The 17,659-nt window shown below is 74.5% G+C and carries 16 protein-coding genes and 2 pseudogenes; 10 read left to right on the top strand and 8 right to left on the bottom strand.

Annotation, left to right across the window (positions count from 1 at the left end; all coding sequences use genetic code 11):
* Window positions 1–23: 23 nt before the first annotated feature.
* On the top strand, window positions 24–1,505 hold the full coding sequence (locus ABZ135_RS08510; RefSeq protein ID WP_356693168.1) for an MFS transporter: 1,482 nt from the start codon (window positions 24–26) through the stop codon (window positions 1,503–1,505).
* Between the two features lie 125 nt (window positions 1,506–1,630).
* On the opposite strand, the pseudogene ABZ135_RS08505 reads toward ABZ135_RS08510, so the two are convergent.
* Both ABZ135_RS08505 and ABZ135_RS08500 read right to left on the bottom strand, forming a co-directional pair.
* Window positions 1,631–2,092, bottom strand: a pseudogene (locus ABZ135_RS08505) (response regulator); the annotation flags it as partial.
* A gap of 40 nt (window positions 2,093–2,132) precedes the next feature.
* Entirely contained in the window at window positions 2,133–2,591 is a 459-nt protein-coding gene (locus ABZ135_RS08500; RefSeq protein ID WP_356693166.1) for a MarR family winged helix-turn-helix transcriptional regulator, read from the bottom strand.
* A 319-nt stretch (window positions 2,592–2,910) separates the two neighbouring features.
* Between ABZ135_RS08500 and ABZ135_RS08495 the strand changes: the two genes are divergently transcribed.
* The 3 genes from ABZ135_RS08495 to ABZ135_RS08485 all read left to right on the top strand — a co-directional run bounded on the left by ABZ135_RS08495 (window position 2,911) and on the right by ABZ135_RS08485 (window position 5,919).
* The gene (locus tag ABZ135_RS08495; RefSeq protein WP_356693164.1) at window positions 2,911–3,765 is read left to right on the top strand and encodes a MaoC/PaaZ C-terminal domain-containing protein; all 855 of its coding nucleotides are present in this window, start codon (window positions 2,911–2,913) and stop codon (window positions 3,763–3,765) included.
* Window positions 3,766–3,787: 22 nt separating this feature from the next.
* Window positions 3,788–4,864, top strand: coding sequence for a Zn-dependent alcohol dehydrogenase (locus tag ABZ135_RS08490; protein ID WP_356693162.1), 1,077 nt, complete (start codon window positions 3,788–3,790; stop codon window positions 4,862–4,864).
* 110 nt (window positions 4,865–4,974) lie between these two features.
* Window positions 4,975–5,919, top strand: coding sequence for a 3-oxoacyl-ACP reductase (locus ABZ135_RS08485; RefSeq protein ID WP_356693160.1), 945 nt, complete (start codon window positions 4,975–4,977; stop codon window positions 5,917–5,919).
* An 88-nt stretch (window positions 5,920–6,007) separates the two neighbouring features.
* Here the strand turns inward: ABZ135_RS08485 and ABZ135_RS08480 are convergent, their stop codons facing one another.
* Together ABZ135_RS08480 and ABZ135_RS08475 are read right to left on the bottom strand one after the other, a co-directional pair.
* Window positions 6,008–6,130, bottom strand: coding sequence for a hypothetical protein (locus ABZ135_RS08480; RefSeq protein ID WP_356693158.1), 123 nt, complete (start codon window positions 6,128–6,130; stop codon window positions 6,008–6,010).
* 48 nt (window positions 6,131–6,178) lie between these two features.
* Window positions 6,179–7,318 carry a hypothetical protein gene (locus ABZ135_RS08475; protein ID WP_356693156.1) on the bottom strand — a complete coding sequence of 380 codons (1,140 nt, stop codon included), beginning with the start codon at window positions 7,316–7,318 and terminating at the stop codon, window positions 6,179–6,181.
* Between the two features lie 352 nt (window positions 7,319–7,670).
* On the opposite strand from ABZ135_RS08475, the gene ABZ135_RS08470 reads away from it, so the two are divergent.
* The 5 genes and pseudogenes from ABZ135_RS08470 to ABZ135_RS08450 all read left to right on the top strand — a co-directional run.
* Entirely contained in the window at window positions 7,671–8,711 is a 1,041-nt protein-coding gene (locus ABZ135_RS08470; RefSeq protein WP_356693154.1) for an iron-siderophore ABC transporter substrate-binding protein, read from the top strand.
* Between the two features lie 131 nt (window positions 8,712–8,842).
* Window positions 8,843–9,673, top strand: a complete 831-nt coding sequence (locus tag ABZ135_RS08465) for a Nif3-like dinuclear metal center hexameric protein (RefSeq protein WP_356693152.1) — start codon at window positions 8,843–8,845, stop codon at window positions 9,671–9,673.
* Complete coding sequence (locus ABZ135_RS08460) at window positions 9,670–10,413, top strand: C4-type zinc ribbon domain-containing protein (protein WP_356693475.1); 744 nt, start codon at window positions 9,670–9,672, stop codon at window positions 10,411–10,413. Before ABZ135_RS08465 ends, ABZ135_RS08460 begins: the two co-directional genes overlap by 4 nt.
* Window positions 10,413–11,972 (top strand): bifunctional RNase H/acid phosphatase, encoded by a 1,560-nt coding sequence (locus ABZ135_RS08455; protein ID WP_356693150.1) that lies wholly within the window; start codon window positions 10,413–10,415, stop codon window positions 11,970–11,972. The genes ABZ135_RS08460 and ABZ135_RS08455 overlap by 1 nt, the downstream gene beginning before the upstream one ends.
* A 50-nt stretch (window positions 11,973–12,022) precedes the next feature.
* Window positions 12,023–12,832: pseudogene (locus ABZ135_RS08450) on the top strand (GNAT family N-acetyltransferase); the annotation flags it as partial.
* Between the two features lie 41 nt (window positions 12,833–12,873).
* Here ABZ135_RS08450 and eda read toward each other — a convergent pair.
* Together eda and yaaA are read right to left on the bottom strand one after the other, a co-directional pair.
* Window positions 12,874–13,512, bottom strand: coding sequence for a bifunctional 4-hydroxy-2-oxoglutarate aldolase/2-dehydro-3-deoxy-phosphogluconate aldolase (gene eda / locus ABZ135_RS08445; protein ID WP_356693148.1), 639 nt, complete (start codon window positions 13,510–13,512; stop codon window positions 12,874–12,876).
* Between the two features lie 88 nt (window positions 13,513–13,600).
* Window positions 13,601–14,368 (bottom strand): peroxide stress protein YaaA, encoded by a 768-nt coding sequence (gene yaaA, locus ABZ135_RS08440; protein WP_356693146.1) that lies wholly within the window; start codon window positions 14,366–14,368, stop codon window positions 13,601–13,603.
* Window positions 14,369–14,463: 95 nt separating this feature from the next.
* Between yaaA and ABZ135_RS08435 the strand changes: the two genes are divergently transcribed.
* A complete protein-coding gene (locus tag ABZ135_RS08435; RefSeq protein ID WP_356693144.1) occupies window positions 14,464–15,918 on the top strand; it encodes an RNB domain-containing ribonuclease in 1,455 nt (484 codons plus the stop codon).
* On the opposite strand, the gene ABZ135_RS08430 is transcribed toward ABZ135_RS08435, so the two are convergent.
* The gene (locus tag ABZ135_RS08430; protein WP_356693142.1) at window positions 15,863–16,855 is read right to left on the bottom strand and encodes a hypothetical protein; all 993 of its coding nucleotides are present in this window, start codon (window positions 16,853–16,855) and stop codon (window positions 15,863–15,865) included. The two genes, ABZ135_RS08435 and ABZ135_RS08430, sit on opposite strands and share 56 nt — an antisense overlap.
* On the bottom strand, window positions 16,852–17,655 hold the full coding sequence (locus ABZ135_RS08425) for a MerR family transcriptional regulator (protein ID WP_356693474.1): 804 nt from the start codon (window positions 17,653–17,655) through the stop codon (window positions 16,852–16,854). Before ABZ135_RS08425 ends, ABZ135_RS08430 begins: the two co-directional genes overlap by 4 nt.
* Window positions 17,656–17,659 lie beyond the last annotated feature (4 nt).

Raw genomic sequence — 17,659 nt, 5'->3', positions numbered from 1 at the left:
GTCGGTCTGCGACCATGACACGCATGCCGCCTACACGTATCGCGAAGGACTCCGCCGACGACCCCTCCATATCCGCCTCCCCCTCCCCGTCATCCCGGTCCGCGTCCCCGCCGACGCGCCTCTGGCTGGTGGTCCTCGTCGCCTGCGCGGGCCAGTTCCTCGTCGTCCTCGACGTGTCCGTCGTGAACGTGGCGCTGCCGTCGATGCGGACGTCCCTGGGCCTCACGGCGCCGGGCCTCCAGTGGGTGGTGAACGTGTACTCGATCGCGTTCGCCGGCTTCATGCTGCTCGGCGGGCGCGCGGCGGACCTCTTCGGCCGCAAGCGCATGTTCATGGTGGGCCTCTCGCTCTTCACGCTGGCCTCGGTGGCGGGCGGGCTGGCGACGGAGGGCTGGCAGTTGCTCGCCGCCCGCGCCGTGCAGGGCCTGGGCGCGGCCGTCCTCTCGCCGTCCACGCTGACGCTCGTGACCGCCGCCGTCCCGGCCGGGCCCGCCCGTACCCGGGCCGTCGGCACCTGGACGGCGGTCGGCGCGGCCGGCGGGGCGGCGGGCGGCTTCGTCGGCGGTGTCCTCGTCGAGCTGCTCTCCTGGCGCTGGGTCCTGCTCATCAACGTGCCCATCGGCGCGCTCGTCCTGGCCGGCGCCTTCTGGTGGCTCGGCGAGAGCCGCGCCGGCGGCGGGCGGCGGCTCGACCTGCCGGGCGCGGTGCTCGTCACCGCGGGCCTGGCGACCCTCGCGTACGGCATCGTGCAGACCGAGCAGTCGGGCTGGACGTCCACGGCGACCCTGCTGTCCCTGGCGGCGGGCGCCCTGCTGCTCGCCTCCTTCGTACTCGTCGAACGGCGGGCGGCGGAACCGCTGATGCCGCTGCGGATCTTCCGTACGCGCGCGGTGTCGGCCGCGAACGCGACCATGCTGCTGTGCGGATCGACCTCGTTCGGCATGTGGTTCTTCATGACGCTCTACGCCCAGAACGTCCTCGGCTATCCGCCGCTGCAGGCCGGACTCGCCCTCGTGCCGAGCTCCGCCGCCGTCATCGCCGGCTCGAAACTGGCCCCGCGCCTGATGCCCCTGATCGGCGCCCGTACGACCGCCGTCCTCGGCGCCCTCGTAGCGGCGGCCGGCTTCGCCTGGCAGTCGACCATGACCGTCGACGGCAGCTACCTGACGACGATCCTGGGCCCCGGCATCCTCATGATGTTCGGCATCGGCGTGGCCTCCACCCCCCTCGCCATCCTCGCCACCACCCGCGCCCCCGCCTCCGAGGCCGGTCTCGCCTCCGGCCTCATCAACACCTCCCGCACCATGGGCGGCGCCCTCGGCCTCGCCACCCTCTCCACCGTCGCCGCCGCGGTGACCGCGGGCGCCACCACCCCGGAGGCCCTGACCTCGGGCTACGCGGCGGCGTTCCGGCTGGCGGCGTGCGTGCTGGTGGGCACGGTGGTGGTGATGGTGCTGTGGCTGCCCAAGCAGCCGAGGCTGCCCGAACAGGGCAAGCGGGGGTAGCGGGGGTGGCGGGGGTAGCGGGGTAGCCGGGGCCGGGGGGCCGGGAACCTGGGTTCCGAACGCCCTTACGGGCGCCCCTCCCGGCGGTCGGCCCGAGCGGCTTCCGTGCCGTCCGGGGTGAGGCCGGCGGCGGCGGCGAGGGCGGGGTCGACGACCGTCTCGCCGCGCAGGGCCTTGCGGATCGCCGCGGCCAGCTCCTCGACCGGGCCGTCCTTCACCAGGAAGCCCGCCGCGCCCGCCTCCATCGCGCGGCGCAGAGAGCCGGGCCGGGCGAAGGTCGTCAGGATCAGCACCCGGCAGTCGGGAACCTCGTCGCGCAGGTCCGCCGCCGCGTCCAGGCCCGAGCGGCCCGGCAGCTCGATGTCCAGCAGCGCCACCTCGGGCCGCGCCACCAGCGCCGCCTCCACGACCTCGTCGCCCCGCCCCACCCGGGCGACGACCTCGATGTCCGGCTCCATACCGAGCAGCACCGCGAGCGCCCCGCGCGTCGCGCTCTGAGGCGTACCCGGATGCGTGCCCTGAGCCGTGCCCTGATCCTCGGCGAGGAGCACCCGCGTCCGCCGGAGCGGCCGGTGGTCCTGCGGCATCTCGTTCACGAGGGACAGCGTAGGGCGGGAGCGGCGTCCGCTAGTGGTGCCAGGCCCTTCCGCCCGTGTTGTGGATGAAACGCTGCAGGACCTTGAGCGTGGTGAGGTACTCCTCGTCCGAGATGCCCGCGTGGCGCTCGGCCCACAGCTCGTCCTGGAGGGCGGCGGCCTTCTCGAAGAAGGCCCGGCCGTCGGGGGTGAGGGCCAGGTGGCCTCCGGGGGTCTCGGTGGTCCAGCCCCGGACGATCGTGGTGTCGATCTCCTCCTCCATGGTCTCCGTCCCCGTGCGGAGGTAGCCGCGGAGGGTCCGGGAGATCTCGTCGCGGGTCCTCGGCGTCTCGGCGCGGGCGACCTGCGCGAGGACCCACCACTGCGGCTGGGTGGTGCCGATCTCGGCGAGGGCGGCGCGGGTGCGGGAGACGACGGCGTCGTAGGCCGCCCAGCTCCAGTAGCCGATCGGCTGCTTGATCAGGTCCGCGTCGTCGTGCGAGTACTGCATGGCCGGGTCCTCCGTGGGTGGGTGGCTGCGTCGGGCAGATGCGGTGTGGTGCGGTGTGGTGCGGTGTGGTGCGGTGCGACGTGAACGACCGTAGGAACTCAACCGGACTTGAGGTCAAGGTCGCCCCGGCGACCCGGCTGCCGCTCAACGCATCTGACATTCCGTCAGGAGGGTTTCCAAGGCCCGGACCCTCGGCTATACATGGGACCACCGAACTGGAACGCGTTCTAGGTTCGTTCGGTCCCGCACGGCCTCGGCGCGGTCGACGGTGCGGACGGCCGCGCCGAGGTCTTCACCTGCCACAAGGAGCCGCAACGCGATGCCCATTGACGCCGCCAAGGCCGTCGCCGCCGAACCCCGCAGCGCCGAGATCGCCTGGGACCACAAGGACGTCCAGCTCTACCACCTCGGTCTCGGCGCCGGCGTCCCCGCGACCGACCCCGACGAGCTGCGCTACACCCTCGAGTCCCGGCTCCACGTCCTGCCCAGCTTCGCCACCGTCGCGGGCGCGGGCATGGGCGTCGTCGGCGGCCTCTCCGCACCCGGCATCGACATCGACCTCGCCGCCGTCCTGCACGGCGGCCAGTCGATCACCCTGCACCGCCCGCTGCCCGTCGCCGGCCGGGCCGTCTCCACCTCCCGCGTCGCCGCCGTGTACGACAAGGGCAAGGCCGCCGTCCTGGTGCTCCGCTCGGAGGCCGTCGACGCCGACGGGCCGCTGTGGACCAGCGACGCCCAGATCTTCGTCCGCGGCGAGGGCGGCTGGGGCGGCGACCGCGGGCCCTCCGAGCGTCTCGAACCGCCCGCCCGCGAGCCCGACGCCACCGTCGAGCGGCCCGTCCGCGAGGACCAGGCCCTGCTCTACCGGCTCTCCGGCGACTGGAACCCGCTCCACGCCGACCCCGAGTTCGCCAAGCTCGCGGGCTTCGACCGGCCGATCCTGCACGGCCTCTGCTCGTACGGCATGACCCTCAAGGCGGTCGTCGACACCCTCCTCGGCGGCGACGTCACCCGTGTCCGCTCGTACCGCACCCGCTTCGCCGGGATCGTCTTCCCGGGCGAGACCCTGCGGATCCGGATGTGGGCCGCCGAGGGCCGTACGCAGGTGACGGTCACCGCCGTCGAACGGGACGACGCCCCCGTACTCGCCGACACCGTCGTCGCACACTCCTGACACCCCCGAGGGGAGCCGCACCATGCGCGCAGCCGTACTGCACGAGATCGGCCAGGACAAGCTCGAAGTCCTCGACGACGTCGAGGCCGTGGGCTTCGGCCCCGGAAAGGTCAGGATCCGGGTCCGGGCCACCGGCCTGTGCCACTCCGACGTCTCCGCCATGAGCGGCGTCCTCCCGCAGCCGGCGCCCTTCGTCCCCGGACACGAGGGCGCCGGCGAGATCGTCGACATCGGCGACGGCGTCACCGGGCTCACCGAGGGGCAGCGGGTGCTGCTGTGCTGGCTGCCCGCCTGCGGCGGCTGCCCCGCCTGCAAGCGCGGTCAGACCCAGCTCTGCCTGGCCGGCTTCATGAACGCCGGCACCCCCAACTTCAAGCGCCCCGGCGGCGACGTCTTCGGCTTCGCCGGCACCGGCACCTTCACCGAGGAGGTCGTCGTCGACGCCGGCTGCGCCGTCCCCATCCCCGACGACGTGCCCTTCGACATCGCCGCGCTCATCGGCTGCGGCGTGACGACGGGCCTCGGCGCCGCCATCAACACCGCCAAGGTGGAGGCCGGTTCGTCGGTCGCCGTCATCGGCTGCGGCGGCGTCGGCATCTCCGCGATTCAGGGCGCCAAGCTCCAGGGCGCCGCCCAGATCGTCGCCGTCGACCCCGTCGAGTCCCGCCGCGAGGCCGCCCTCCGCTTCGGCGCCACCGAGGCCGTCGCGCCCGACGCGCTCGCCGACGCCAAGCAGCGCGTCACCGGCGGCGAGGGCTTCGACTACGTCTTCGAGGTCGTCGGCAAGTCCGCCACCGCCCGGACCGCCTACGAGACCACCCGGCGCGGCGGCACCCTCTGCGTCGTCGGCGCGGGCGCCCTCGACGACTTCCTCCAGCTCAACATGTTCGAGCTGTTCTTCGACGAGAAGCGGATCCTGCCGTCGATGTACGGCGGCGGGGACGTGCTCCGCTCGTACGAACGGGCCATCGCCCTGTGGCGGGCCGGCCGGATCGACCTGGAGTCCCTGATCACGCACCGCGTCCCGCTCGCCGGGATCAACGAGGCGCTGGAGCAGATGCGGACGGGTGCGGCGCTGCGCACCTGCATCGAGATCTGAGATCGGATCCAATATCCAGGATCCAGAGTTGCGGATATTGGATCCGATCTTTCGGATCCCGCGCCGCGGATTGGATCCGATATCCCGTCGAACTCTGAGAGGACCGACCCATGTCACTCCCTCTTGAGGGGCTGAGCGCGATCGTCACCGGCGCCGGGCGCGGCCTCGGCCGGGCCGAGGCGCTCGAGCTGGCCAGGCTGGGTGCCGCCGTCGTCGTCAACGACTACGGGCAGCCCGGCCGGGACGGCTCCGGCGAGGCGTCCGCCGCGCCCGCCGCCGAGGTCGCGGCGGAGATCCGCGCGGCCGGCGGCCGCGCCGTACCCCACCTCGGCGACGTCGCCGACTTCGAGACCGCGCGCGGGCTGGTCGATCTGGCCGTCGCCGAGTTCGGCCGACTGGACGTCCTGGTCAACAACGCCGGCATCCTCCGCGACCGGATGATCTTCTCCATGAGCGAGGACGAGTGGGACGCGGTGATCCGCGTCCATCTCAAGGGCCACTTCAACACCACCCACTTCGCCGCCGCGCACTGGCGCAACCGGGCCAAGGCCGGTGAGAGCGGTGTCTACGGCCGGATCGTCAACACCTCCTCCGAGGCGTTCCTCGCGGGATCGGCCGGCCAGCCCAACTACGCGGCGGCCAAGGGCGGGATCGTCGGCCTCACCACCTCCACGGCGCTCGCCCTCGCCAAGTACGGCGTCACCGCCAACGCGATCTGCCCGCGCGCCCGCACCCGGATGACCGAGGACGTCTTCGCGGGGTTCGCCGAGCCGGCGGCGGAGGACGAGCTCGACCCGCTGGCGCCGGAGCACGTGGCACCGCTCGTCGGCTACCTCGCCTCGCCGGCGGCGGCCGGGGTCAACGGGCAACTGCTCGTCGTCCACGGCGGCATGGTGGCGATCATGGAGCGCCCCAGGGTGGCCGCCACCTTCGACACCGCCAAGGACGTCTTCACGTACGAGGAACTGGACGGCCTGCTCACCCCGCACTACGCGGCCCGGCCGGCGGGGGAGACCTTCGCGGCGACGGAGGTGCTCGCCCTGAAGAAGGGCTGAAACGGTAGCCGGCGCAGGGCAGCCAGGAGCAGGGGGGTCGAAGGGGAAAACGAACGGCCCCCGGGGCTTCCCGGGGGCCGTTCGCCGCTCACTGGGAGTCGGACTCGCGACGGTGGCGGCCGTGCGGCGAGGACGTGGAGTCCTCCGCCGGTGCGGCCGGGCCCCGGTGCTTGCCGGAGCCGATCGACTCCTGTGCCTCCGTGTTGCTCATGGTGGAACTCACCCCGTAGAAATCGCTCTTTCTCTGCGGCCCGTGAGTCTAGCCAGCACGCTTACGGTCCGTCAGAGGAGCCTGCTGCAACGGCACCGGGCGGCACACCTTGGGCTCCGCGACGGCCGCCTCCACGACCGCCTCCACCGCCGGTACGGGGTGGTCGGCCGGCTCCGCCAGGTCCGCGAGGCCGCACGGCGTCTGGGCCGTCGCGTACGGCAGCCGCAGCACTCCCTCGGCCGTCCATACGCCCGCCCCGGCCACCCAGCCCGCCGGCGCGGCCAGTTGGAGCATCCGGCGCGACGAGGGCCGCCACACCCCCACCCAACTGCCCGCCGCCGCGTCGATCCGCAGCGCCACGCCGCAGTTCTCCGGCATGAGGACCTGCCCCGGCTGCACGGCGAACGGCGTCACCGCCGCGTCGTCGAGCCGCAGGCACTCCGGGAACCGCACCGGCAGCAGGCTTCCGAGCACGCCCCAGCCGAGCCGGTCGTGCCCCGGGGACGGCGCGTCGGAGCGGATCAGCAGCAGACCGCTGTCCGGGTCCGCGAGCAGCAGCCGGTCATGGCTGTCCTCCGTGATCTGGAGCAGCGGCGTGACCTCGCCGCCGCGCTCCAGGTCGATCGCCACGGCCTTCACCGGGCCGTCGCCGAGCCGCCGGTCGAGGGCCAGCATCCGCCCCGTACGGTCCAGCCAGACACCGCCCGAGCAGCGGCCCTGGACCTCCGCCACCTGCTCCGGGCCGAACGCCCCGCCGGCCACCAGCCACAGCGTGGTCCTGTCCTCGCCGACGGCCATCGCGTACGCGCAGATGCCGTCCGGCGACGGCGGCAGCAGCACCAGCTCGCCTCCCGGGGGCGCCTCGACGGCGCCCAGGAGCAGTTCGCCGGTCTGCGGGCCGGTCGGGTAGAGCAGCGAGAACGTGTGCCGGCGCCCGTCCACCCGGCGTCCGATCAGCACCCGTCCGTCCGCCAGCGGCAGCAGCAGCGCGCCGGGGTCCTCGGGCTGGGAGAGGGGGAGCGGTACGGCGTACGGCTCGGGGCCGTCCAGCGTCCACCGCTCCACGTACAGCGCGTCCCCCGATCCGGCGAGCCGCGCCGCGTAGGCGCCGTTCGCCGTGATCGTGAACTCCGTGGGCCAGACCGCGTCGCCACCTTCAGCGGCGGTCTCGATGGCACAGGCTGTCATCGACTCGTCACCTCCGGCCACGAAGCTAGTTTTCGCACTTCCAGCCGAACAACACGAGCCATCCCACTTCACACCAAAGGGTGGCGGTCCGGCGATTCGGCTGAGCGGAGGGGGCGGGTTGTGCTCGTGGGACCAGGGGTGGATAAGGTAAGGCGACCCTAAGTGGAACCTGTGGCTCCGCGAACGGGTCGCGAACTGCCGACGCGCCGGTCCCCGGCCGTGCCGCTCGACCCACCCCCGCGACCGATGTCCTCGGCCCGGCCCAGGGGGCCCGAGTCGCCCGCCCGTGCCGCCGGACCGCGCCCGTCGCCGGTACCCGCCCGCTGTCCCCGTACGCGTACAGGAGTCCGCCATGTCCCTCCGCCGCCGCGGCACCGCTGCCGCCGCCCTCGGTCTCGCCGCCGCGCTCACCCTCGCGGCCTGCGGAGGCGGTGACGGATCGTCGGACGCCGCCAAGAAGGACGAGGGCGCCAAGAAGAAGGACGTCGCCACCGGCGGCAAGGACTTCGGCGACGCCGCCGCCAAGACCGCCGCCATGGGCACGGACGCCAAGCCCGGCCAGTTCCCGCGCACCCTCACCCACGCCCTCGGCAAGACGGAGATCCCGGCCGCGCCCCAGCGGGTCGTCGTCCTCGACGTCGGCGAGCTCGACAACGTCGTCTCCCTCGGCATCAAGCCCGTCGGCTACGCCCCCGCCGAGGGCGACGACGGCATCCCCGGCTACCTCAAGAAGGACGCCGGCACCCCGAAGTCCGTCGGCACCATCAACAACCTCAACCTGGAGGCGATCGCCAACCTCCAGCCCGACCTCATCCTCGGCAGCCAGTTGCGCGCCGCCGACAAGTACGACGAGCTGTCGAAGATCGCCCCCACCGTGTTCTCCATCCGCCCGGGCTTCACCTGGAAGGAGAACTACCTCCTCAACGCCGCCGCCCTCGACAAGACCGCCGACGCGCAGTCGAAGCTCGCCGCGTACGAGACCAAGGCCGAGCAGCTCGGCACGGACATCGGCCCGAACAAGCCGACCGTCTCCATGGTCCGCTACCTGCCGGGCAAGATCCGCCTCTACGCCAAGGCGTCCTTCATCGGCACCATCCTCGAGGACGCCGGACTGCCGCGGCCCGAGAACCAGCAGATCGACGAGCTGGCCGCCGAGATCAGCCCGGAGAAGATCGACCAGGCCGACGCCGACTGGATCTTCACCGGCGTCTACGGCGACCCCAAGGCCACCAAGCGGGACACCGCCCAGGCCAACCCGCTGTGGAAGAACCTCAAGGCCGTCAAGAGCGGCCGGGCCAAGGACGTCCCGGACGAGACCTGGTACCTGGGCCTGGGCGTCACCGCGGCGAACAGCGTCCTGGACGACCTGCGCGCCGACCTCGTGAAGAAGTAGCACCCCACGACGGAGCAGGACGGCGGAGCGCGGCCCATTGAAACCGCTCGCGGGCGGCGCGCGACCTCGTAGGCTGTGGGTTATCCACAGGTCAGGACGGCGGGGCACGGAGGACAGGTAGCCTTTCCCCCGTGCCCCGTCTGTCTGAAGTCATCGCCGAGCTCGACGCCCTCTGGCCGCCCGAGCGCGCCGAGCAGTGGGATGCCGTCGGCACCGTCTGCGGCGACCCCGACGCCGAGGTCCGCCGTGTCCTCTTCGCCGTCGACCCGGTCCAGGAGATCGCCGACGAGGCGATCGCCCTCGGAGCCGACCTGCTCGTCACCCACCACCCGCTCTATCTGCGCGGTACGACGACCGTCGCGGCCTCCCACTTCAAGGGCCGCGTCGTGCACACCCTGATCAAGCACGACATCGCCCTGCACGTGGCGCACACCAACGCCGACACCGCGGACCCCGGCGTCTCCGACGCCCTCGCCGGGGCCCTGGACCTGCGCGTCACCGGGCCGCTCGTCCCCGAGAACAACCTCGGCCGGATCTGCGAGCTGGACCGGCCCGAGACCCTCGCCGACTTCGCGGCCCGCGCCGCGAAGCGGCTGCCCGCCACCGCGCAGGGCGTCCGGGTCGCCGGCGACCCCGACATGGTGCTGCGCCGGGTCGCCGTCAGCGGCGGCTCCGGCGACAGCCTCTTCGACGCCGTCCGAGCGGCCGGCGTCGACGCCTTCCTCACCGCCGACCTGCGCCACCACCCCGTCTCCGAGGCCACCGAGCGCGCCCACCTGACCCGGCCGCTCGGCCTGGTCGACGCCGCCCACTGGGCCACCGAATGGCCCTGGTGCGAGCAGGCCGCCGCGCAGCTCGACACGATCTCCGACCGCCACGGCTGGGACCTCCGCGTCCACGTCTCGAAGACGGTCACCGACCCCTGGTCCTCCCACCACACCTCCCCTGGAGCCCCCAACTGAACGCCGCGCCCGCCGACCAGATCCGACTCCTCGACGTCCAGGCCCTGGACGTGCGTCTCCAGCAGCTCGCGCACAAGCGCCGCTCGCTGCCCGAGCACGCCGAGATCGAATCGCTGACCAAGGACCTCACCCAGCTCCGCGACCTGCTCGTCGCCGCGCAGACCGAGGAGAGCGACTGCGCCCGCGAGCAGACCAAGGCGGAGCAGGACGTGGACCAGGTGCGCCAGCGCGCCACCCGCGACCAGCAGCGCCTCGACTCCGGTGCCGTCTCCTCCCCGAAGGACCTGGAGAGCCTCCAGCGCGAGATCACCTCGCTCGCCAAGCGCCAGGGCGACCTTGAGGAGATCGTCCTCGAGGTCATGGAGCGCCGCGAGTCCGCCCAGGAGCGGGTCAGGGAGCTCACCGATCGGGTCTCCGCCGTCCAGGCGAAGGTCGACGACGCGACCGCCCGCCGCGACTCCGCCGAGGCGGAGCTCGACGCCGAGAGCGCCTCGGTCGCCAAGGAGCGCGAGCTCGTCGCGGGCTCCGTCCCCGCCGACCTGATGAAGCTGTACGAGAAGCTGCGCGAGCAGCAGGGCGGGGTCGGCGCGGCGCGGCTGTACCAGCGCAAGTGCGAGGGCTGCCACATCGAGCTGAACATCACCGAGGTCAACGAGGTTCGCGCGGCCGCCGCCGACGCGGTGCTCCGCTGCGAGAACTGCCGCCGGATCCTGGTCCGTACGTCGGAGTCCGGCCTGTAATGCGCGCGCTCGTGGTCGAGGCGGACGGCGGCTCCCGGGGCAATCCGGGACCCGCCGGTTACGGCGCGGTCGTCCTCGACCCGGCGACGGGGGAGACGCTGGCCGAGCGGGCCGAGTACATCGGCGTGGCCACGAACAACGTCGCCGAGTACAAGGGCCTGGTGGCGGGGCTGCGGGCGGCGTTCGAGCTGTTTCCCGACGCCATGGTCCATGTGCGCATGGACTCCAAGCTGGTCGTCGAGCAGATGTCCGGCCGCTGGAAGATCAAGCACCCCGACATGAAGCCGCTCGCCGCCGAGGCCGCCCGGGTCTTCCCGGCCGGCCGGGTCCGCTACGAGTGGATCCCGCGCGAGCGCAACAAGCACGCGGACCGGCTCGCCAACGAGGCGATGGACGCGGGGCGCCGGGGCGAGCAGTGGAGCCCGAGCGCCTCCACCGCGGCCGTCACCGCCGCCGCCCCGGCCGCCGACCTCGCGGCGGCCCGCGGCGCGGCGGGCGACGCGACGGCCGGCGCGGCCCGGGCCCGGGCGGCGATGGCGGGCGCGGGTGGGGGCGCCCGCTCCGCGGCCGAGTCCGAGCCGGAGCCCGAGGGGCTCTTCGCCCCCGACGCGGCCCTGGCGTCCCGGGCGCGCGCGTCCCTGGCGACCGCGGCGACGGCCGACCGCGAGGCCACGGCCGACCGCGGCGCGGGCGCGGCGGCGACCGGCGACTTCGAGGCGGAGGCGGCCCATCCCACGGCCGCTGCCGTGGCGACCCCCCGCCCGCAGCCGGAGCCGCAGGCACAGCCGGAACCCCAGGCCCAGGCCCCGGCCCAAGCACAGCCCGAGGCGCAGGCACAGCCGGGCCCCCAGGCCCAGGCCCCAGCGCCCGACCAGGCCCAGGCGCAGGTTCCGGCGGGCGCGCCCGTCTCGCAGGGCTGGGGCCGGCCCGACATGGGGGCGCCGGCCACGTTCGTGCTGTTGCGGCACGGGGAGACGGCGCTGACGCCCGAGAAGCGGTTCTCCGGCAGCGGGGGCACCGACCCCGAGCTGTCCGCGGCCGGCCGGCGGCAGGCCGAGGCCGTGGCCGCCGCGCTCGCGGCGCGCGGCACCATCCAGGAGATCGTCAGCTCGCCGCTGACCCGCTGCCGCCAGACCGCCGAGACCGTCGCCGCCCGCCTGGGCCTGGACGTGCGGATCGAACAGGGCCTGCGCGAGACCGACTTCGGGGCCTGGGAGGGCCTGACCTTCGCCGAGGTCCGCGAGCGGTACAAGGACGACCTCGACGCCTGGCTCGCCTCCCCGAAGGCGGCGCCGACCGGCGGCGGCGAGAGCTTCGCGACCGTCTCCCGCCGGGTCGCCGCCACCCGCGACCGCCTGACCGCCGCCCACCCCGGCCGCACGGTCCTCCTGGTCACCCACGTGACCCCCATCAAGACCCTGATCCGCCTCGCCCTCGGCGCCCCACCGGAATCCCTCTTCCGCATGGAGCTCTCGGCGGCGTCCCTCTCGGCCGTCGCCTACTACGCGGACGGCAACGCGTCCGTACGCCTCCTGAACGACACCTCGCACCTGCGCTAGCCCCGGAAAAACGACTGGCCCCCGCCCACGGCCCGTACCACCATCGCGGCATGAACTGGCACTTCACCGAGGATCCCGAGGTCTTCCGCGGCGCTGCCCAGGGCTGGCTGGAGACGGAGGCGGTGCGGAACACGCTGCTGCTCACCCAGCTCGACGCGGCCGGGACACGAGGCTGGTGGGTCGGCCCGCGCGACCCGGCCCCGGACCGGAACCCGGACCGGAACCCGGACCGGGGCCGTGGCCCGGGGCGGGTGGCGGCGGCCTGCCAGGTGCTGGCGGCCGAGCGGCTGTTGGTGCTCGGGGCCATGCCGGCCGGGGCGGCCCGGGAGCTCGCGGGGCGGTTGCCCGGCGAGGAGCGGGTGGACGCGGTGCGCGGCGAGAGCGAAGCCGTCGAGGCGTACGCCGCCGCGCGGGGCGGGCCCTCGCTGGTCACGCGCCGGATGCGGCTCTTCCGGCTCGGCGCGCTCACACCACCGGACCCGGCGCCGCCCGGCCGGGAACGGGTGGCCGGGCCCGGGGACGTACCGCAGGCGGCCGCGTGGATGCGGGAGTTCGCCCGGGACATCGGAGAGGACCCGGACGCCGACTACACGCCCCATGTCGAGGCCCGGGTCAGGGAGGGGCGGCTGCGGTTCTGGGAGGTCGGCGGGGAGCCCGTCGCGATGGCGAGCGTCTCCCGGCTCGTGGCCGGTCAGGCGCGCGTCTCGCCCGTCTACACCCCGCCCGCCCACCGCGCCCGCGGCTACGCCGGCGCCGTGACGGCCGCGGTCAGCCGCGCCGCCCTCGACGCGGGCGCCGCGGAGGTCCTGCTCTTCGCCGACCTCGCGAACCCGACCAGCAACGCGCTCTACCAGCGGCTCGGTTACCGGCCCGCCGGTGACCACGCCACCGTCGCGTTCGGTCAGCGGGTGGCGGCCAGGGCCGACGCCTCGCGGGCCAGCGCCTCCACCCGGTCCCAGTCCCGGGCCTCCAGGGCCGGGGCCGGCAGCATCCAGGTGCCGCCCACGCAGGAGACGTTGGGCAGGGCGAGGTAGGACGGCGCCGAGGCCAGGGAGATGCCGCCGGTCGGGCAGAAGCGGGCGTGGGGGAGCGGGCCGGCGAGGGACTTCAGGTACGGCACGCCGCCCGCCGCCTCCGCCGGGAAGAACTTCATGTCCGTCACCCCGCGTTCGAGCAGCGCCACGACCTCCGAGGTCGTCGACACGCCCGGCAGGAACGGCACGCCCGAGCCGCGCATCGCGTCGAGCAGCCCGTCCGTCCATCCCGGGCTCACCAGGAAGCGCGCGCCCGCGTCGACCGCGCTCGCGACGCCCGCCGCCGAGACGACCGTCCCCGCGCCGACCACCGCCTCCGGGACCTCCGCCGCGACGGCGCGGATCGCGTCGAGGGCGGCCGGGGTGCGCAGCGTCACCTCGATCGCCGGCAGCCCGCCGGCCACCAGGGCGCGGGCCAGCGGCACGGCGTCGGCCGCGTCCTCGATCACGACGACGGGGACGACGGGGGCGGAGGCGGCGCAGGCAAGGTCAAGGACGCTCGTCATGGGCCTCATCCTGCCCAGGGCGAGCGTCACGCGCAACGAGCGTTGCGCATGCTGCAACGGCGATGCCAAGGGGGCCCGCCGCCGTCCCTCAGTGGATCTCGTCCACCAGTACGTCCAGCACCCCCGCCTTCGCGCCCTCCTCCACCACGTAGCCCAGCCCCCGCAGCGCCTCCACCAGCTCCTCCCGGCCCGCCGGCTCCGCGCCCGCCTCCAGGAGGCTGCGGACGATCCGGCCCTTCGTCGCCTTGTTGAAGTGGCTGACCACCTTCCGCGTCGGCGCGTGCAGCACCCGTACCGTCGCCGTCCGCGCAGCGACCTCGCCCTTCGGCTTCCACGCCGCCGCGTACGCCGACGAGCGCAGGTCCAGCACCAGACCCTCGCCCGCCGCCTCCGGCAGCACCGAGGCCATCGCCCCGCGCCAGTGCGCGCCGAGCGCCCCGAGCCCCGGCAGCTTCACGCCCATCGAGCAGCGGTACGACGGAATCCGGTCGCTCACCCGCACCGCGCCCCACAGGCCGGAGAACACCAGCAGCGAGCGGTCCGCCCGCTCCCGGGCCGCCGCGTCGAGCGTGGCCAGACCCAGGGCGTCGTACAGCACCCCCGTGTAGATCTCCCCGGCGGGCCGCGCACCGGCCGTCCGCAGCTCCGCGTTCTTGGCGACCTCGCCGCGCAGCCCCTCGCTCAGGCCGAGCACCTCGCGCGCCTTCTCCTCGTCGGAGACACACAGCTCCACCAGCTCGTCGAGGACCGCGGCCCGCGCCTCCGCGAGCCCCGGCAGCGACAGCGACTCCGGCTTGAGCGGCGCCCCGCCCCCCGAGGAGGCTTTTCCTTCGGAGGGCGGCAACAGGACGAGCACGGCGGTTCTCCTTCGTACGTACGGGGGTGGGGGTGCGGCCCCAGAGAGCCAGCGTACGAGGTGCCGACCCCCGGCCCCCGCCCTACGCTCGGTCCATGCCCCGTCGCCACGTCCACGTGACCGCCGCCGCGGACGCCCCGCTGCGGGCCGCCCTGCGCGCGCTCCGTACCGAGCTGGGGATCCCCGAAGGCTTCCCACCCGCCGTGCTCGCCGAAGCCGAGGAGGCGGCCAGGGCGCCGCGTCCGCCCGGGGACCCGTACGACGACGCCACCGACATCCCCTTCCTCACCATCGACCCGCCCACCTCCCGGGACCTCGACCAGGCCATGCACCTCGCCCGCCGCGACGGCGGCGGCTACCGCGTCCACTACGCCATCGCCGACGTCGCCGCCTTCGTCACCCCCGGCGGGGCCGTCGACGCCGAGGCGCACCGCCGGGTGACGACCCTCTACCTCCCCGACGGCAAGGTCCCGCTGCACCCGGCCGTCCTGTCCGAGGGCGTCGCCAGCCTCCTGCCCGGCAGCACCGTGCCCGCCCTGCTGTGGCGCATCGACCTCGACACCGAGGGCCGCACCGTCGCCACCCACGTCCGCCGCGCCCTCGTCCGCAGCCGGGCCCGGCTCGACTACGCGGGCGCCCAGGCGGCGATCGACGCCGGCACCGCCGAGGAGCCGCTCGCCCTCCTCGCGGACGTGGGCCGGCTCCGCGAGGCGCTGGAGATCGAGCGCGGCGGCATCTCCCTCAACGTCCCCGAGCAGGAGATCGCCGAGGCCGCCGACGGCACGTACACCCTCCACTACCGCGCGCCGCTCCCCGTCGACGGCTGGAACGCCCAGATCTCCCTGCTCACCGGCATGGCCGCGGCCGATCTCATGATCGCCGCCGGCACCGGCATCCTGCGCACCCTGCCGCCCGCGCCGGACGGCGCCGTCGCCCGGCTGCGGCGCTCCGCGAAGGCCCTCGGGATCGACTGGCCGCACCACGTCTCGTACGCGGCCCTCATCCGCTCGCTCGACCCCCGCCACACCCGCCACGCCGCCTTCCTCCAGGACGCGACGACCCTCCTGCGGGGCTCCGACTACACCCCCTTCACCGGCGGGCACATCCCCTCGCCCGCGGTCCACGCCGCCGTCGCCGACGAGTACACCCACTGCACGGCGCCGCTGCGCCGGCTCGTCGACCGGTACGCGGGCGAACTGTGCCTGGCGGCGGTCGCGGGCACGCGGCCGCCCGAGTGGGTGCTCGGCGCGCTGGAGGGCCTGCCCCGGGACATGGCGCGGGGCACGCGGCTCGCGAACACGGCCGAGCGGGAATGCGTCGACATCGTCGAGGAGGCGCTGATGAGCGACCGGATCGGGGAGACCTTCGACTCGGTCGTCATCGACGTGAAGGAGCACGAACCGGACGTCGGCACCGTGCACCTGGAGGACCCGGCGGTGATCGGCCGGGTCCTGGCCGACGGGGCGCCCCTGCCGCTCGGCGAGCGGCTGCTGGTCAGGCTGACCCAGGCGGATCCGGGACGGGCGAAGGTCGGCTTCGCTCCGGCGTGAGGGCGCGCGACCCGGGCCGGGCTTCCGGCCCGGACGGCTCGGGGGCTCGCCGCCCTGGCTCGGCGTCCCGCCCCGACGCGGCCTTCCGCTCCGACTCGGCCTTCCGCTCCGGCCGGCCCTCCCGCCCCGCCGGCTCGTCGGCGCGGCGTCGTTCCAGGGCCCGCCCCAGCTCGCGTACGAGGGCTCCGGCGTCGTCCGCGTGCAGCCGTACGGTCCGTACGGGGCGGGGCGCGCCGAGCAGGCGGGGCGCGTCGACCGGTTCGGTGAGCTCCAGGGTGACGGAGGTCTGCGAGCCGACCGCGAGATTCAGTTCGCCCTCGGCCTTCTCGTGCGTGAACAGCGTCTCGCGCCGGACGGCGGCGATCCGGTCCAGCGGGATCCGCACGTCCACATGGGCCGCCTGCCGCACCCGCAGCGCGTCGGCGGTCAACACGTGCGGGCGGGTCACCGAGGCGGCGTGCAGGCCGAGGACGAAGGCCACGGTGTAGACGTCGAGGACCAGTACGACGGCGTGGACCACCGGCAGGTCGGCGAGCAGGTACGACATGCCGACCGTCTCCACAAGGCAGACGAAGGCGAAGCCGTACATCAGCGCCGCCTGGTCCCGGGCGTGCGGGAACGCGAGCGCGCCCGGCGCGCCGACGCCGTGCGGCCGCCGCGCCACCCAGCGGACCAGAGCGGTCATCAGCCGCAGCTCGTGCCCCACGAGCCGCAGCACGGGCTCGGGCAGCAGCCGGTGCAGCGCCTCGCGGGCGGTCAGACCGCGCCGCCGCAGGCGGATCCAGGCGACGCCGTGGGCGAGCAGCAGGAGCGCCACGGCGGCCTCGGCGGTGGCGAGGACGGGGGCCGGGACGCGTGCGCCGGCGACGAGACAGACGACGAGGACGAGCTCGGCGGGCAGCAGGGCCCAGGCGAGGGCAGTGCTGACCCGCTTCACCGCGCGTCCTCCGTCTCCGCCGTGTCCTTCGCCGTGATCTCGGCCGTGGCCTCTGTCCTGCCCTCCGCCCGCTCCGACACCAGGCGGAGCGCGTGGCGTACGGCGGCGGCCTGGGCGGGCGCGAGGTCGCCGAAGAACACGTCGGCGAGCCCGCCCTCGGGCACCGTCACACCGGCCTCGTCGGGCAGACAGGCGGCGAGCGCCGCGGCTGCCTCCGCGACCCGGGGATCGTCCGGCCCGGCATCGGCGAGGGCGTCGAGCCGGGCGTAGATCTCGGGCGCGTGGCCGGAGGCGTCGCGCATCAGCTCCATCAGCCGGACCCGCTCCGCGTCCGGCACGACGGAGTCGAGCAGGGTGAGCAGCTCCCGGTCCTTCACGGCCATCGGCGACGCGGCCGCCTCGCCGAGGTCGCCGAGCTCCGCGAGGAGTCCGGCCAGCTCGGGCGACACCGGGCCCTCGGCCGCGAGGCGTCCCTCCCGCGCCTGCGTCAGCAGCTCGGCGAGCCGTGCCCGCCGCTCCCGGATCACCCGCTCCTGCCGGGCCAGATCGGCGTCCAGCTCCGCCAGCACCTCCACCAGCTCCCTCCCCTCGTCCCCGGCGAGCACCTCCCGCACCTCGTCGAGCCCGAGCCCCAGCTCGACGAGCCGGCGGATCCGGGCCAGCAGCACGGCGTCCCGGATCCCGTACTCCCGGTACCCGTTGCCGCGCCGCGGCGGCTCGGCGAGCAGCCCGATCCGGTGGTAGTGCCGCACCGCCCGCGGGGTGACCCCGACGAGCGCGGCGATCTCGCCGATCCGCATGCCC

The organism is Streptomyces sp. NPDC006339 (genome assembly GCF_040612775.1).
In the GTDB taxonomy this organism is placed as follows: Bacteria; Actinomycetota; Actinomycetes; order Streptomycetales; family Streptomycetaceae; genus Streptomyces.
The sequence above is the reverse complement of the archived record's forward strand: the minus strand, read 5'-3'. Positions and strand labels throughout refer to the sequence as shown.